Here is a 14,456-nt window from a genome sequence, read left to right on the forward strand (position 1 = left end):
TCTCTGAATAGGCTGTTATGGCACAGCGAAAAAATAAATAACGAGTGATAACGCAGTCCCAAAACTCATCCACTGCATTGATGTTCTAAAAGTCTTTTTCTTTGGAAGCAGCAAACACACACCGGTCAGCACAAAAAACACCATTAGCATGGCTGTTATGTCGATAAACCATTTCCACGTATCGCCACTGTTGCGACCTTTATGTAGGTCGTTTAGCAGCGCAACCATGCCGTAGTTGGTGGTTTCAACTTCAGCTTCACCCGTCGTCATATCGACGAAAACGGTGGCGTTGTAGCCTGGGCCTTTGAAATCTAAAGAGAGTTCACCAATCATCAATTCACCATCCTCAACCTCGGTATACACATCGAGTGCTGATGGTGTGCCTCGTAGGTCTGTTTCTTGTGTTAAGAAACTTAACAGGGCAGAGCGATTGGGTTGGAAGCTTCCTTCATTCGCAAATAGTTGCTCGGAAGGAACTGTGAGTGTGTGTTGCTGAATGATGGGTTCACTGCGCTCAAACAATTCTGGTCGGTTCAACGTAATACCAGTTACCGCAAAAAACAGCGTCACCAATAAAAGAGCCATAGAAATATAAACGTGCAGACGGCGTGCCCAAGTCTGGACGCCTTTGCTTTTGAGCAACATAGAAAACAATCATCACCAGTAAATGAGGGAGCAATTTAGGTGATAATCATTCGTATTGGCATTTAATTTACATTGTTTACGTTTGGTCAAAAAGCATTGCTCCCGTCGATACTGACGGGAGCAAATAAGAGGGGGCGTTATCGAGCGAGAATGGGATAAGTAAAGAAAACCAAGTGACAGTAATTAAACACGAAGTGAGCGAGCACAGCGCACCATAAACGGCCAGTAAAATGGAAGACCAAACCGTACCCAGCCCCTGCAAGCGCGGCAAATACCATTAATAGTGGGCCACCAGCAAAATGAGCCAAACCAAACAAAAGACTCGCAACTACCAAGCCAACTCGCCAGTCAAAGCGACGGGATAACGCCTGCTGTATAAATCCACGAAATAGCGCTTCTTCTGCCACACAAGTCAGGACTAAGTTGTTTAAAGCAAATAACCACCACCAAGATGGCAAACTCAATTCAGGCTTTAAAGCTCCAAGCACTGACGCAATAGGCAGCAATAAGAGCAAAGGAATCATCACCAGCAATGCCGGTTTGACTCTTACCTTTGACTCACCACCTAACAAAATAGGACAAGCCAATAAGAGCGCAAAGAAGGCAAGCGGCTTGTCTAAGTTAAGGTACATAGAGAACGGAGCGCTCAACGGCCCCGCAGATACCTTGTCGAGCACTTGCAGATTATTGAATCCCGGGATCAGATGGACAAACAACAAGACACACCAAACAATCACGATTCCCCACCCCAAATAGAAAATGGGTTTCGTTTTTGGCTGCGCTTTTAGCCTTGAAGCGAGACTGGGAATTCGGTATGACACGACAAGCACAAACAAAGAGCTGACCAAGGCAATAAGCTCAATACGGCCAAGAATAAAGCCGCCAAACAAGGTGATGCCAAGCAATACGAGTGCGACTCCAGTATGGCGGAGAAAAGCCGCTGCTATCGCCAAAATTAACGGGCACCATAGCCAGATGTCAGAATCGAGAATCATTGTATTATCCTTATAAAAAAGCTGACGTTCCAGTCTTATCGCTAGATAACGGTAATATAACGTTATGATATTTAAAAAGAGATCGAACCAGACTCAATATTTACAAACAAAAAGACCCGAGATATAACCCGGGTCTTTCGATCGTTGATGCATGTTCTATTATCACATGGACTTAGCTGTTCTGGCTCGCTTTCACTTTACGCAACTGAGATAGGTATTTCACCCAACTCTCAGCTTGAGTTGAGGGCTCAATCTCATTGGCGCGTTTTGCGTTGGCAAGAGCGTCTTCAATGCGTTTTAGCTTGTAGTAGGCACGAGTCTTAACCAATGCCACATCCGCTTTGCGACCCGAGACTTTATCCAATGCAATCAGAGCATCTTTGTAGTGCCCTTCTTGGACAAGCAATTGAGACAAGTTCCAATAGTATTGGCGATCTAGCTTCGCGGCTACGCGCCAACTCGCTATCGACTTATCCCATTCTTTCGCCATTTGCCAGTACGTAGCTTGCTGCGCTTTAAGTTTGCTATCTGAGTTAACTTCATTTAACTCACCCAGCACTTTTGCCGCACGCTCTGGAATACCGCGCTTGCCATACAGCTGAGCAAGAAGTTTGAGGTCATCTTGGTTCAACTCTACGCCTTTCAGCTTCGCAAGAGCCAAAGCATCAAGAGCACGCTTATCATCATCCACACGTAGATACAGAGCAACAAGCTGACGCCACCATTCCACACGCTCAGGCTCGATCGCAATCAAACGTTTGATCGTGCCAATCGCAGGCTGCCACTTTTTCAGCTCTAGCTCTGCAGATAGCTTGATGGACAGTGGTGCCATTTCGTCTGGCTGGCCATATTTCTCATAACGAGCCATTGCAGAGAGAACTTTATTCCACTGACTTAACTGGTAATGAGACTGTGCAATACGCAGCCAAATTTCATGCGCCTTTTGGCTCTCAGAAACGGACTTACTCAAGTCGTAATAATGTGGCAAAGCTTTAGAGAACTGTTGTTCATTGAGCAACATATCAGCCAACATTTTGCGCGTTTGCCAAGCTTGCTCATCTTCCAGAAGACCACTGTTTACCGCAATCTCTAGCTGTTTAATTGCAGACTTAACTTGCTCATTCTGCCAGTAGAAAATACCCAGCATTCGCGCCACAAACGCTTGATCGTAACCACGAGATAAATCAAGGCCTTCAAGAGTTGAAATGGCTTCTTGCAGCTTTTCTTCTTGCGCTAGGTTATGAGCGCGTTGAACACGAGTCGCCGTGTATTGACTCAGTTCATTCGCGACGGTGGTAAAAGCACTTAGGCTTAATACCGCACCGATTAAGAATTGCTTCATCATTTGGCTAACTTGAACTCCACTTTAGCGGTTTGTCCGAACTGCTCAATTGAGACACCATCTTCAACTTTCGGTTGATATTTCCATTTCTTCAGCGCTCGAATCGCTTCTTTTTCGAAGATACGTTTTGGCTTAGCGTCAATCACTTCAATGTCTTTAGGGCGGCCTGTCGCGTCAATGGTAAAACGCATCACTACGTAACCTTCCATTTTACGTTTCAGTGCTTTGCTTGGATAACGAGGATCAACGCGGTACAGAGGCAATGCTTGCTGGTTGCCCATGGTGCCTTTTAAGTTAGGTGCACTGATCGCAATGCCATCCAGAGCCGTGTTCAAACCCAATGCGCTGATTGGTGTCACTTGGCTCATCGGTTCTACTTGGGTTTCCGCTTGAGACAAATCCATCGGTTCTGGTGCTTTTGGTGGTTCTGGCTGTTCAGGAACAGAACGTTGACGACGTTGAACATCAGCATCATTCTCGACCATCACCATGTCAAAGCGCACCGCCTCTGACGGTTGAGGTGCGCGTTGATTGCCTTTATCGACCATCCACGCCATAAAGCTAAACAAGCTCACCGCAATCAAAATTGACGCTGGTAGCGCGAGTAGTAGCCTGCCCATTAAGGTTTCTCCGCTGCCAATGCGATGTTCTTCACGCCAGCACCTTTCGCCGCATCCATCACCTTCACCACCGTTCCGTTGTATGCATGTTCATCCGCTTGAATGACAAGTGATGCCTCCGGTTGCTCAAGTAACAAGTGCTCAATGGTCGCTTCTACACGTTCGATATCCACCAAACGTTTATCGATGTACACATCGTTCGCTGCTGTCACCGCAATAAAAATGCCTGCGTCTTTTTGGCTAACCACATTCGATGCTTGTGGTCGGTTAACTTCTACACCTGACTCACGTACAAATGAGCTGGTCACGATGAAGAAGATCAGCATGATGAACACGATATCCAACATCGATGTTAAATCGATCTGGGCTTCATCTTGTTGATTATTTCTACGTCCGAGTCTCACTTCTGACTCCTTAAAGATTGTTCTAACTGGAGGGCTTTACGCTCACACACTTTGCTCAAACGCGCATGAACAAACATGCCTGCAAGTGCCGCAACCATACCTGCCATGGTTGGCAGTGTTGCAAGTGAAATGCCTGAAGCCATCAATTTTGGATTGCTACTGCCTTGTGTGGCCATCACATCAAAAACCGTGATCATGCCAGTCACCGTACCTAGCAAACCTAACATCGGGCAAATCGCCACGAGTACTTTGATGGTTGATAGGTTTTGGCGCAGTTCAATGTGTGCTTTTGCAATCCATCCTTCGCGGATTTGATGCGCGTACCAAGAGTGGTGGTCAGGTCTTGCTAGCCACTGCTCACAAAGCTGTTTCTTCACCTTCGGAAACTCCATTGTCAGGTAAAGAACACGCTCCATAACCAGTAACCAACATACCGCAACAACGGCTGCTAGCCACCATAGGATTTGGCCACCTTGCTGCATAAAGCTCATCAAGGTTGAGGCCCAATCCTCGCTGATCAAACCCAATGTGTTGAGTAGGATCTGCTCCATTACGCTGCGTTCTCCGCTGTCGTGTTAGGGTTGTTTTTGCCTTTTGGCATATCGCGCTCAGCTTGTTCCGCAACAAGACCAATGCCTTGCTTTTCAAGAATATTGCGAATGTTCTCTGCTTGAGAGCTCAAGACGTTATGAGCAAGAAGCAATGGCATTGCCGCAACAAGACCAAGAACAGTTGTAACTAGCGCCATAGAGATACCACCTGCCATGACTTTTGGATCGCCATTACCAAACTGAGTGATCACTTGGAACGTTTCGATCATGCCTGTTACCGTACCTAATAGACCAAGCATCGGTGCTAGAGCAGCAAGCAGTTTCAGCATCGACAACCCCTTCTCAAGGTGAGTCTGCTCGTCAACTACCGCTTCTAATAAGCGAAGTTCTAATGCTTCAACGCTACGATGTTTGTCTTTTTGGTACACAGCAAGAATACGACCAAGCGGGTTATCCTCTGGTTGAGTTGGGTTCTTTAACTGTTTAGCGATTTTTTGACGAGCAATCATCAATGACACACCACGAACCAACGCGATGATCAAACCAACCGCTAACAAGCCAAGAATGATCTGACCTACGACACCACCTGCATTCAGGCGATCCGCCACTGTCGGAGAATTTGCCAATTGCTCAAGCAAGATGCCGCGTGATGGGTCAATCACTAAAGAATCGATTTCACCCGAGTTCAGCGAGCTTGCTGTTGGTCCATTTTCTGGTTGGCGAAGGTAGCTCACTGCATCGCCGCGTTGGCCGTTCCACTTAACGTAACCAGCGTCATCCAACAGCGCCATTGAGCCAAGGCGAACACCGTTGACCGTTTGTTCACGACCTTCACCATCAAGCAGAGTGAATGACACTTTCGCCATTTCACCACTTGCTTTTACTTGTTCTTCCATACTGCGCCACATCGCTTGAAGCTGAGGCAAAGTAGGCAGGGATTTCGCGGCAACGATATTATCGATGTTTTGTTGGAAAGTGTTCGCATCTACACCAGTGACTGAGTGCTTAAGTTCTGCTTCCAGCTCTTTTGCATTTTGACGAACAACACCAAACAACTCACCCAAGCTACCTGTTTCTAAACGTAGTTTTTCTTCTAGTTGCGCCAGTTCAGCTTCGTTTTCACTAAAAGTAACACCAAGCGTGTCAGCTTCTGCTTGTAGCGCCGCACGTTCTGCTACAAGCTTATTCTTCATTGCCTGTAGCTCTTGCTGAGTCTTGTTAAAACCAGATTCACGAGCCACGTTATGGGATTGCTGTTGGCGATTTTCTTGTTGTGCTTTTTGCAGCAGAGTGTCACTTGCAAACGTCGTATGCGGTAAAAGCGCAGCAGTAGAAATCAATGCAACCGATAGCCATTTCTTCATCATTTATTTGCCCTCCGCTACGTTTAGAGACACTGGCAGAGTTAGCATGCTTGGTGCGATCTGTTTATTTGCCATGGCAAACGCTTTATCGAGTTCAGATTTTTGTTCTGAACCAACGGACTGCCATGCGTTCTGTGGTTGTGACCAGCTCCAGAAGTGTTCACCAGATAGGCTACGCGCAACTAGCGACACGCGACCTAAGTAAAGAATATCAGCCTCAACTTGGTCGTTACCTTCCAATGTAATCTTGCCTTGGTAGATACCAATCTTAGTGCCGTAGTCCATTTCGATTTGGTACGCTTCTAGAATACGACGGAACTTCTCAGCATCCGCGACATCTGCTCGAGTCATCATGGCATCAAGCTTAGCAATACGCTCCTCACGCTGCGCTTTGCGGATCGGCTTATCATTCGCAACGATAGTCTTTAGACCATCCAGCATGTGATACATAAGCGGGACCACACCTTGACGAGTTTGAGCGATTTGTTCAATTTGCTCATTCAAACTTGCCACTTCCTCGTTTTGGCTATCAACAAGGTTTGAAAGGTGGTCGCGATAAATCGTCAAGTTGCTGACTTCTTCATTCAACTGTTCAATTTCAGCTTCTAGTGACAGAGACTTCTCGGCACTTGCATCGATACGCTTCTGGCTTACCGCAGACGCTTGGTTAGTTTTACTCTGCACAGCTTGAGCATCGTTAAGATTTTCCGCTTGAACGGGAATCAAAACCGATGTGATCAACAGAGCGATACTTGATTTCATTAGATTCATACGAGTTATATTTTCTGTTTTCCAAAAACGACTAAAGGGGAAGACAACTCTTCCCCTTTAAAAATCAGTTTGTTATCAGTACTTGAACTGAATTGTCGCCATGTAGTTTCGGCCCTCGCCTATCACTACACCGCTAGCTCCTTCTTGTTTACTGTTGGTGCTACCCCCACCTGCTAGGTAGTCAGTATCAAACAAGTTTTCTACATTGAATCGAGCCACAATATCTAAGTTCTCATCATACTTGTGAGTGTACGCAACGCCCATATCAATACGTGCATACCCATCTTTCTTAAATGTGTTCGCTGCGTCACCGTAGCGCTCACCTTCATAAATCAGACCTAGGTTCACATCTGTGTTGTTCTGAACTTTGTAGCTCGACCAAACACTTGCTGAAAACTCAGGAACGTCCGCTGGACGGTTGCCTTTGTAATCCGCACTTTCTGTGATTTCTGCGTCTAAGTACATTGCAGAAGCCGTTAGCGAAAGTTCTTCAGTAACAAAACCTTGAGCTAGGATTTCTGCACCGCGGTGTACTTGCTCACCATCTTGAGTCTTCTTATACATAACGTCACCGCCAACGTTAACGCCATTTTCAACATCAAGCGCAATGTTTTCTAGCGTGATATCGAACACAGCACCAGAGACCAATAGACGCTCGTCAAACAGCTCCCATTTAGTACCCATCTCATAAGAGATCCCGCGTTCTGCATCAAGCTCTTCACCATCGTTGGTGTAATCTGTGCCATTTACCGTACCTTGAGGCATAAAGCTTTCAGAGTACTGAACGTAAATAGAACCATTGCTTGCAGGGTGGAAAATCACACCTAGTTTTGGTGACACCTGACTTTCTGTCAGCTCATCGCTGCGTTTTTCATCGTAACGAACACCCGCAAGTACTTGCCAGTAATCGTTAATCGTCATCATGTTTTGTGCGTAGATACCCCAAGTATCATATTCGCTTGTTGGCCATCTCTTTGAGCTTGTTGGCTCTGGCTTCACAACCGTCTCACCAGCTGGTACATACTCGCCATCATGGAAAGCCATAAAACGGTCGTAGCTGTAATCCAAGTAGTTTGCACCGACTAAGAAAGTGTTATCTGTACCAAACAGAGAAAAGTCAGTCGTCACATCTACATAAGCAGTATCAAATACCCAGTGATCAGAACGCTCGTTACCCTTGTGCTTGATCGTACCGTTTTCTTCGTACATATCGAATTTAGGGTAAGACTCTACATCGAAACGTTTAAAGTCTTGACGGTTGTAACCCGCTTTAACATTCACGTTGTCTGTCACTTGAGCATTGATGTCGATACCATAGTTTTCAACATCGTTGTCAATCTCTGACCACTGTGCATCCCAGATGTACTTGTCACCACGAACGGCTTTGCCATCAACGATGTAAGCACCAGAATCAACGCCGCCGTCATCTTTCGTACGGTCATAGTGTGCTGAAACCATGACGTTTTCTGTGATGTCATATTCCACCACCAAACCACCTACTACGCGGTCAGTTTGTGGCTCTGTACCATCACCGTATTTACGCCATGAGCCGTAGCTTTCTTTTGCAAGAATCGCACGCGCACGTAATGTTTCAGCATCATTCAGCGCACCACTGACATCAAGTACAGTTCGTGAATGATCATTTGAGCCGATATCTTGGCTTAAGCTTGCTTGCGTTTCTGTTGTTGGCTTCTTAGAAACCATGTTCACAAGACCACCTGGTTCTGACTTACCGTAAAGTAGACCTGATGGACCTTTAAGAACTTCAACACGCTCTAAAAGCTCAATTGGTTGACGGTAGTGTGACCAATGCTGACGACCATCACGTAGGAAGCCGTCTGAACTGCTCAGTTCAAAACCACGTAGCGAGAAACGTTCGCGGTTACGGCTTGTACCGCCCGCACTAACACTTGCGTCATTTTGTAGAACTTCACCTAACGTGCTTGCACGCTGCTCATCGATTACCGCTTCATCAATCACAGCAACTTGTCCTGGAGTTTCCAGTTGCGTCATTTCCATGCGCATTGCTGTTGTATTCGTATCCGCTTTGTAACCGAATTCGCGACCTTCTACGACTAGGTGCTCATCCGTATTTTGAACTTCTGCCACTGCAGGTGCTGCTAACACCGCACCGATCACTAATGCCAATTGGCTCTTAGAAAACATACCCATTCACTCCGATTATTGGGTAGCACATAACTGCTATGTGGTTCCCTCTTAGTTATTTCGCGAGTGAATATAAGTGATAACTATTACTATTTGCATTAAATTTACATTCTTTGCATTCATAAAGTTTTGTAAAGCGGTAAAGGGTCATACTCGCCAACAATCGAGATATAGATCACATTAAATCTGCACTTTTGACATGAATTTTACTGTCTAAAAAGTAATGTCACTGCAAGCCCGCCTTCTGAACGATTGCTTGCAACGGCTTTCCCACCCATCATTCGCATGGATTCTTTTACAATGGCCAACCCCAGACCGTAACCACCTAACTTTTTGTCTCGGGAAGCATCTAATCGTGTGAACGGGTCAAAGATATCTGTCAGTTTATCTTGTGGAATGCCAGGTCCATTGTCGGCTATCGTCACGGCTAAGTAGCTGTGCTTGTCCGTTGTTTTGTTCGCCAGAGAAACATCAATCTGGGCTGACTTACCAGCATACTTAATGGCATTGCCAATCAAATTGTTCAAACAACGCACGACGAGCGTATCGTCACATTGCGCTTTTGTTCTTGTCGCCTCAGAAACAAACGTAAGGTTTTGCTGTATTTGCAAATCGATTTTGCAGCGCTCGACTTGAGGCGCCAGTAGCACTTCTAAATCGCTGCGTTTTAATTCCGTATCGTAGCGAGCATTCTCTAAACGGCTGAATTCCAAGATTTCACCAATAAGATGATTCAGTTCATTGGCCTCTTCTTCCATACGCGTCACTAAGGTTTGTTCATTTTCCCCTACTCGCTTGCGCAATAGGTGTAACACTAAATTTTGGCGCGCTAATGGTGTACGTAACTCATGGGAAACATCACGAATCAAGCGACGCTGCTTTTCAGCAAGAGAATGAATCTCTTTTGTCATGTGGTCGAAGTCTTGCGCTAATTCGTTGAATTCGCGGGTGTTCGACTTAAGCTCATCCACCACACTGACGTTAAAGTCACCATTCGATAGCTTTTTACTGGCTTCTCTTAAGCGGTCCAATGGTTGTTGTAAATTCCGTGCCATTAACAAAGAGAACAGCGCCAAGATGACCGCCGCAATCACAACCTTTAATACAGAGAAATAAAGGATGAAATCATGAGCCGGGTGCAAACGATGAGGCAACTGAATCACTAGGCTGTTGTTTCCGACAAGAGGAATATTGAATATCGGACGACTTACTCGGCCTTCCAGTTGTTCGTCCAAACGTCGCTTAAATTTCAACTTGAATTCAAAGTGAGGGTGCATCAAACGGTGTGTAAGAGGGCGCTGATTTTCGTCGAGTACAAACAAGTAAAAGTGCTGTGCATTTGCCCAATCGGCCAGCTCGTCCATGTCACCTTCTTCGATCAACACGTTAGCTTGATGCGCTAAGTCCAACATTTCAGTCTTTACACTAGCAGGTACCTTTAGCATGGCTTTGACTAGGGCTTGTTCGGCAACCGCTTGAACGGCCAAGATGCTAATGACGATAGCCGTCATGTAGCTAAAAAGCTGAAAAGCGAGACTATCTCGACGTTTCGCGAAATAGGATGGACAAACAAACTTCATTAACCCGTCACAGCCTCTAAATAGCTATAGCCTTTACCTCGAAAAGTCTTGATATGTTGCTTCGACAAGCCAGCTTCAACTAACTTGCGACGAATATTACTGATATGCATATCGAGGTTACGGTCAAAAGGACTCAACTCTTTCTTTAGAACTTTGGTCTGCAGTTCCGCCTTAGAGATTACCACGCCTTGGTTTTTTACTAGATAGCACAATAGTTCAGCCTCTGTACCAGTCAAAGGAAGGCTGTTGAGATGATCACTCATGCTCTGTACAGTACAACACATAGCCTGTCGTTGACGCTCTAAGCCAACACGACGAAGAATCGCCTTAATACGCATAAGCAGTTCGGGGACGTTGAATGGCTTACCGATGTATTGGTCAGCGCCAGCTTGGTAGCCATCAAGCATCGAGTTCTCATCGTTTAATGCTGTCAACATCAGTATAGGGGTAGCGAATCGTTGGCAAATACGGCGAGCCACCTGCATACCACTGAGGTTAGGTAACATCACATCGAGTAAGACGAGGTCAACAGGCGTTTTTTCCATGTACTGTAACGCGCTTTCACCACAGTGAACTGACGAGACCGTATACCCTTCTTCTTGTAACACGGCTTCCAATAGTTCACACAACGGAACATCGTCATCTACGACCAAAATTCGTGACATCATCCACCACCAGTTAAATAAAAATGGTTCGCATTCTATTACTCATTTGCAGATTAAACAACTATAGTTTTTAGGGTTTTTGAACATAAAAAATACAAAAAAGCCCTTATCAAAAAGGGCTAAACAAACCAATTAGTTATGTTCTCATCGCCGCTGTTTATAGATGAAATACCTTTCTTTAATATGCATCGATAATTATTGGATACCACAAGAAACAAAACTCGCACTCTATTTTCCATAAAAAAGAGTACAATCCTGTGCAATTTCTTATTGAGCATAGACGTATATGACAACGCTATTGATTGGCCACCGAGGTGTGGCAGGTAAGTTCCCCGAAAATACGAAAGTCAGCGTTCAAGCTGCGATCGATTTAGGGTTAAATTGGGTTGAAGTCGACGTACAACCGACCAAAGACAATGTACTGGTAGTTTGCCATGATCATACCGTGAACCGCTGTAGTAACGGTAAAGGTCGAGTTGACCAAATGACATTATCTGAGCTCAAAGCGTTAGATTTTGGTCGTTGGTTCGACGATGAATTCGCCAATGAATCCATCATGACACTATCTGAGCTCCTAGAGCTTGCTGCAGAAAATGACCTAAATCTTAACATCGAGGTGAAAGTAGATCATCACTCTGCCAATGACGTTGCTCAAATGGCGGCTAAAACTCTTCTAGACGGTCCTTTACCAAAAGAACGCATCCTTTTATCAAGCTTCAGTCATGACGTAATGAGAGCACTGCACAAGCATTGTGAGGGTTATAGACTAGGTGTGCTAAGTGAATTCTTTAGTCGAAAAGACCGATTATTGCTCGAAGAAGTAGATGCCTACAGCTGTAACCTCAATATTAACTGGGTTCGCTCACGCCAAATCAATAAGCTACAAAAAGCAGGCTACAAGGTGATGTGTTACACAGTGAACAATCCCAAAAAACTAAAACATCTGCCAATGTTGGATGGCATCTTTAGTGACCATCCAAGTCGTTTTATGTAGTAGCTGAGATGTCGATATTAGGAACTCCATTACCATTCAATAGTAATTGGGGTTCCCATTTTGACTAGCTTGATAAATTCGTCCATTTCTTCGTTAGTAATGGCAATGCAACCGTTAGTCCAATCGAAGCTTTGAATAAATTGAGGTGATTGAGTCTCACCATTTTTAAGACCGTGAATTTTAATTGCCCCTCCAGGTGCGACACCGCGACGATGCGCTTCCAAACGATCAATCGCATCAGGATAACTGATATGCACAGAACGGTAGAAAGCAGAATCGTTGATCACGTAATCTAACGTGTAATCACCTTCTGGAGTTCTATTGTCACCCTCTTCTTGCTTGTGTCCTTTTGGATTAGCACCCAATGCGATGCGATACTCTTTAACGACCTCGCCATTCTCCATCAGGTACATCCTACGCTTCGACTTATCAACTTTTACCAAATCGACCGCTGCGTGAGCACCGGACATAAACGTACAACACAAGATCAAAGACAACCATTTTACTGACATCGCCAGAACGCCTAACTCATCCACTTAAGGGGAACACGAAAAAGAGCAACCATGCTAGTCAGATGGTCACACTAAAGCAAACTTAATGTGTGCAAATTTAACTACTCATTACACTAAAATTGGCTTACTTTATAAGGATATTACTTTACAAATTCAGCACAAATAGAGAGGGTATTATGCTCAACATTGCTTTTTTCAGTGCAAAATCCTATGACGAAGCCTCTTTCAACAAAATCAAAAACAACCGGGACTTCGAATTTCACTATCATGATTTTAGATTAACGTCTAAAACTGCAAAAATGGCACAGGGTTGCGAGGTTGTTTGCGCCTTCGTAAACGATGACCTGTCTGCTCCAGTTCTAAAACAACTTTCCATTGGCGGCACGAAACTGATCGCGATGCGTTGTGCAGGTTTCGACAAGGTTGATTTGGAAGCGGCGAAAGAACTTGGCCTACAAGTTGTCCGCGTTCCTGCTTATTCACCAGAAGCCGTGGCGGAGCACACTGTCGGTATGATGATGTGCCTGAATCGACGCTTGCATAAAGCTTACCAGCGTACCCGTGACGCAAACTTCAACCTAGAAGGTCTAGTCGGCTTTAACTTTTATAGCAAGACTGTTGGTGTCGTAGGGACAGGTAAGATAGGTATCGCCACCATGCGCATCTTTAAAGGGTTGGGGATGGAAGTCTTATGTTACGACCCATATGAAAACCCTCTTGCGTTGGAGATGGGCGCGCGTTACTGCTCTCTTGAAGATATCTATGCTAACGCTGACGTCATTTCTCTGCACTGTCCAATGAGTGAAGAAAACTACCACCTATTGAATGAAAAAGCCTTCGTTCAAATGAAAGACGGTGTCATGATCATCAATACCAGTCGTGGTGAGTTACTTGATTCTGTAGCTGCCATTGAAGCTCTTAAACAAGGCAAAATTGGCGCGCTCGGCTTAGATGTTTATGACAACGAAAAAGACCTGTTCTTCCAAGATAAATCGAACGATGTCATCGTGGATGACGTATTCCGCCGCTTATCAGCTTGCCACAATGTGCTATTTACTGGGCATCAGGCCTTCTTGACCCATGAGGCTCTAAACAACATCGCTTCTGTTACGCTAAATAACGTCGAAGCGTTCTTTTCAGAACAGGCTTCAGGCAATGAATTGATCAAGTAAAGTGGGGATATCGAGCAGTATAGTAGAGCGTTGAATTTCAGCTATGCTATACTCCTCGACCATAAAAAATTTGAGTCTAATTACCATGAGCATTAAAACTGACATTCAAAAGCTGCACAACCGTTTAGATACTTGCCAACGTAAACTTGATGCGGCGCGTTCTCGTGGTGATCACGAAATGATTACTAAATTCACGAATGAAGTTGAAGATCTAACAAAGAAACTCAACCAACTTAAGCACAAGCAAACTTACGAGTTAAATAAAGAGCGTAAAAGCTTGCTTGATATGCCATTCTCTCGTGAAATTACAAAAGCAGAACAAGCGGATATCGGCAAACTTAAGAAGCGTGTGAAAGGTCTAGTTATCGTTCATCCACTGACTAAAGTTGGTAAAGAACTTCGCCTAGATGCAATGACGGGCTTCGCACCAAAAGAGTTTTAACTAACTCTATCTAAGCCGTTAAATATAAAAAGCCCAAGCAGATCGCTTGGGCTTTTTTATGCCTAAAGTTCAAAAAGTTAAGCTTAGAGCAACCACCACTTTCGAATGCTAAAAATGACGAAAGCCCGCTGATTTTTCAGCGGGCTTTCTATGTGGTGGCCTAGTTCTGGAATGCCTAGCCTAGGGTTGTGACTAACTGGAACTTAATGCAAATCCCGTCTAATTCTCAAACG

At 44.9% G+C, this 14,456-nt stretch carries 15 protein-coding genes; 3 read left to right on the plus strand and 12 right to left on the minus strand.

The features are described 5' to 3' along the window. Window positions 1-15: 15 nt before the first annotated feature. The 11 genes from L1076_RS04905 to L1076_RS04955 all read right to left on the minus strand — a co-directional run bounded on the left by L1076_RS04905 (window position 16) and on the right by L1076_RS04955 (window position 11,103). Window positions 16-645, minus strand: coding sequence for a PepSY-associated TM helix domain-containing protein (locus L1076_RS04905; RefSeq protein WP_237303260.1), 630 nt, complete (start codon window positions 643-645; stop codon window positions 16-18). Window positions 646-782: 137 nt separating this feature from the next. Further along, entirely contained in the window at window positions 783-1,640 is an 858-nt protein-coding gene (locus tag L1076_RS04910) for a CPBP family intramembrane glutamic endopeptidase (protein ID WP_237303261.1), read from the minus strand. 172 nt (window positions 1,641-1,812) lie between these two features. Further along, complete coding sequence (locus L1076_RS04915; RefSeq protein WP_237303262.1) at window positions 1,813-2,985, minus strand: hypothetical protein; 1,173 nt, start codon at window positions 2,983-2,985, stop codon at window positions 1,813-1,815. Beyond that, window positions 2,982-3,602, minus strand: a complete 621-nt coding sequence (locus tag L1076_RS04920; protein ID WP_005438297.1) for an energy transducer TonB — start codon at window positions 3,600-3,602, stop codon at window positions 2,982-2,984. The genes L1076_RS04915 and L1076_RS04920 overlap by 4 nt, the downstream gene beginning before the upstream one ends. Then, window positions 3,602-4,006 carry a biopolymer transporter ExbD gene (locus L1076_RS04925; RefSeq protein WP_005438299.1) on the minus strand — a complete coding sequence of 135 codons (405 nt, stop codon included), beginning with the start codon at window positions 4,004-4,006 and terminating at the stop codon, window positions 3,602-3,604. Before L1076_RS04925 ends, L1076_RS04920 begins: the two co-directional genes overlap by 1 nt. Then, window positions 4,003-4,557, minus strand: a complete 555-nt coding sequence (locus tag L1076_RS04930; RefSeq protein WP_038896582.1) for a MotA/TolQ/ExbB proton channel family protein — start codon at window positions 4,555-4,557, stop codon at window positions 4,003-4,005. Before L1076_RS04930 ends, L1076_RS04925 begins: the two co-directional genes overlap by 4 nt. Further along, window positions 4,557-5,924 (minus strand): MotA/TolQ/ExbB proton channel family protein, encoded by a 1,368-nt coding sequence (locus tag L1076_RS04935; RefSeq protein ID WP_237303263.1) that lies wholly within the window; start codon window positions 5,922-5,924, stop codon window positions 4,557-4,559. The genes L1076_RS04930 and L1076_RS04935 overlap by 1 nt, the downstream gene beginning before the upstream one ends. Next, window positions 5,925-6,692, minus strand: a complete 768-nt coding sequence (locus L1076_RS04940) for a DUF3450 domain-containing protein (protein ID WP_038868508.1) — start codon at window positions 6,690-6,692, stop codon at window positions 5,925-5,927. Window positions 6,693-6,767: 75 nt separating this feature from the next. Further along, entirely contained in the window at window positions 6,768-8,858 is a 2,091-nt protein-coding gene (locus L1076_RS04945) for a TonB-dependent siderophore receptor (RefSeq protein ID WP_237303280.1), read from the minus strand. 206 nt (window positions 8,859-9,064) lie between these two features. Further along, complete coding sequence (locus L1076_RS04950; protein ID WP_042606136.1) at window positions 9,065-10,438, minus strand: sensor histidine kinase; 1,374 nt, start codon at window positions 10,436-10,438, stop codon at window positions 9,065-9,067. After that, window positions 10,438-11,103: a response regulator transcription factor gene (locus tag L1076_RS04955; protein WP_038868505.1), complete on the minus strand. Its 666-nt coding sequence runs from the start codon at window positions 11,101-11,103 to the stop codon at window positions 10,438-10,440. The genes L1076_RS04950 and L1076_RS04955 overlap by 1 nt, the downstream gene beginning before the upstream one ends. Window positions 11,104-11,389: 286 nt before the next feature. On the opposite strand from L1076_RS04955, the gene L1076_RS04960 reads away from it, so the two are divergent. Next, a complete protein-coding gene (locus L1076_RS04960) occupies window positions 11,390-12,097 on the plus strand; it encodes a glycerophosphodiester phosphodiesterase family protein (RefSeq protein WP_237303264.1) in 708 nt (235 codons plus the stop codon). A 29-nt stretch (window positions 12,098-12,126) separates the two neighbouring features. Here the strand turns inward: L1076_RS04960 and L1076_RS04965 are convergent, their stop codons facing one another. After that, on the minus strand, window positions 12,127-12,609 hold the full coding sequence (locus tag L1076_RS04965) for a L,D-transpeptidase family protein (protein ID WP_038868568.1): 483 nt from the start codon (window positions 12,607-12,609) through the stop codon (window positions 12,127-12,129). A gap of 176 nt (window positions 12,610-12,785) precedes the next feature. Here L1076_RS04965 and L1076_RS04970 point away from each other — a divergent pair, with 176 nt between their 5' ends. Together L1076_RS04970 and L1076_RS04975 are read left to right on the plus strand one after the other, a co-directional pair. Then, complete coding sequence (locus tag L1076_RS04970) at window positions 12,786-13,781, plus strand: 2-hydroxyacid dehydrogenase (RefSeq protein ID WP_237303265.1); 996 nt, start codon at window positions 12,786-12,788, stop codon at window positions 13,779-13,781. Window positions 13,782-13,866: 85 nt separating this feature from the next. Beyond that, the gene (locus L1076_RS04975) at window positions 13,867-14,223 is read left to right on the plus strand and encodes a YibL family ribosome-associated protein (RefSeq protein WP_039976094.1); all 357 of its coding nucleotides are present in this window, start codon (window positions 13,867-13,869) and stop codon (window positions 14,221-14,223) included. Window positions 14,224-14,456 lie beyond the last annotated feature (233 nt).

The organism is Vibrio sp. MMG023 (assembly GCF_021654215.1).
Lineage (GTDB): Bacteria > Pseudomonadota > Gammaproteobacteria > Enterobacterales > Vibrionaceae > Vibrio > Vibrio jasicida.

What these genes read in the sequence shown, in the direction of transcription:
- L1076_RS04970 (WP_237303265.1), top strand. Translation starts at nt 12,786, where the DNA reads ATGCTCAACATTGCTTTTTTCAGTGCAAAATCCTATGACGAAGCCTCT.
- L1076_RS04920 (WP_005438297.1), bottom strand. Translation starts at nt 3,602, where the DNA reads ATGGGCAGGCTACTACTCGCGCTACCAGCGTCAATTTTGATTGCGGTG.
- L1076_RS04945 (WP_237303280.1), bottom strand. Translation starts at nt 8,858, where the DNA reads ATGTTTTCTAAGAGCCAATTGGCATTAGTGATCGGTGCGGTGTTAGCA.
- L1076_RS04935 (WP_237303263.1), bottom strand. Translation starts at nt 5,924, where the DNA reads ATGATGAAGAAATGGCTATCGGTTGCATTGATTTCTACTGCTGCGCTT.
- L1076_RS04950 (WP_042606136.1), bottom strand. Translation starts at nt 10,438, where the DNA reads ATGAAGTTTGTTTGTCCATCCTATTTCGCGAAACGTCGAGATAGTCTC.
- L1076_RS04955 (WP_038868505.1), bottom strand. Translation starts at nt 11,103, where the DNA reads ATGTCACGAATTTTGGTCGTAGATGACGATGTTCCGTTGTGTGAACTA.
- L1076_RS04930 (WP_038896582.1), bottom strand. Translation starts at nt 4,557, where the DNA reads ATGGAGCAGATCCTACTCAACACATTGGGTTTGATCAGCGAGGATTGG.
- L1076_RS04960 (WP_237303264.1), top strand. Translation starts at nt 11,390, where the DNA reads ATGACAACGCTATTGATTGGCCACCGAGGTGTGGCAGGTAAGTTCCCC.
- L1076_RS04910 (WP_237303261.1), bottom strand. Translation starts at nt 1,640, where the DNA reads ATGATTCTCGATTCTGACATCTGGCTATGGTGCCCGTTAATTTTGGCG.
- L1076_RS04975 (WP_039976094.1), top strand. Translation starts at nt 13,867, where the DNA reads ATGAGCATTAAAACTGACATTCAAAAGCTGCACAACCGTTTAGATACT.
- L1076_RS04940 (WP_038868508.1), bottom strand. Translation starts at nt 6,692, where the DNA reads ATGAATCTAATGAAATCAAGTATCGCTCTGTTGATCACATCGGTTTTG.
- L1076_RS04915 (WP_237303262.1), bottom strand. Translation starts at nt 2,985, where the DNA reads ATGATGAAGCAATTCTTAATCGGTGCGGTATTAAGCCTAAGTGCTTTT.
- L1076_RS04905 (WP_237303260.1), bottom strand. Translation starts at nt 645, where the DNA reads ATGTTGCTCAAAAGCAAAGGCGTCCAGACTTGGGCACGCCGTCTGCAC.
- L1076_RS04965 (WP_038868568.1), bottom strand. Translation starts at nt 12,609, where the DNA reads ATGTCAGTAAAATGGTTGTCTTTGATCTTGTGTTGTACGTTTATGTCC.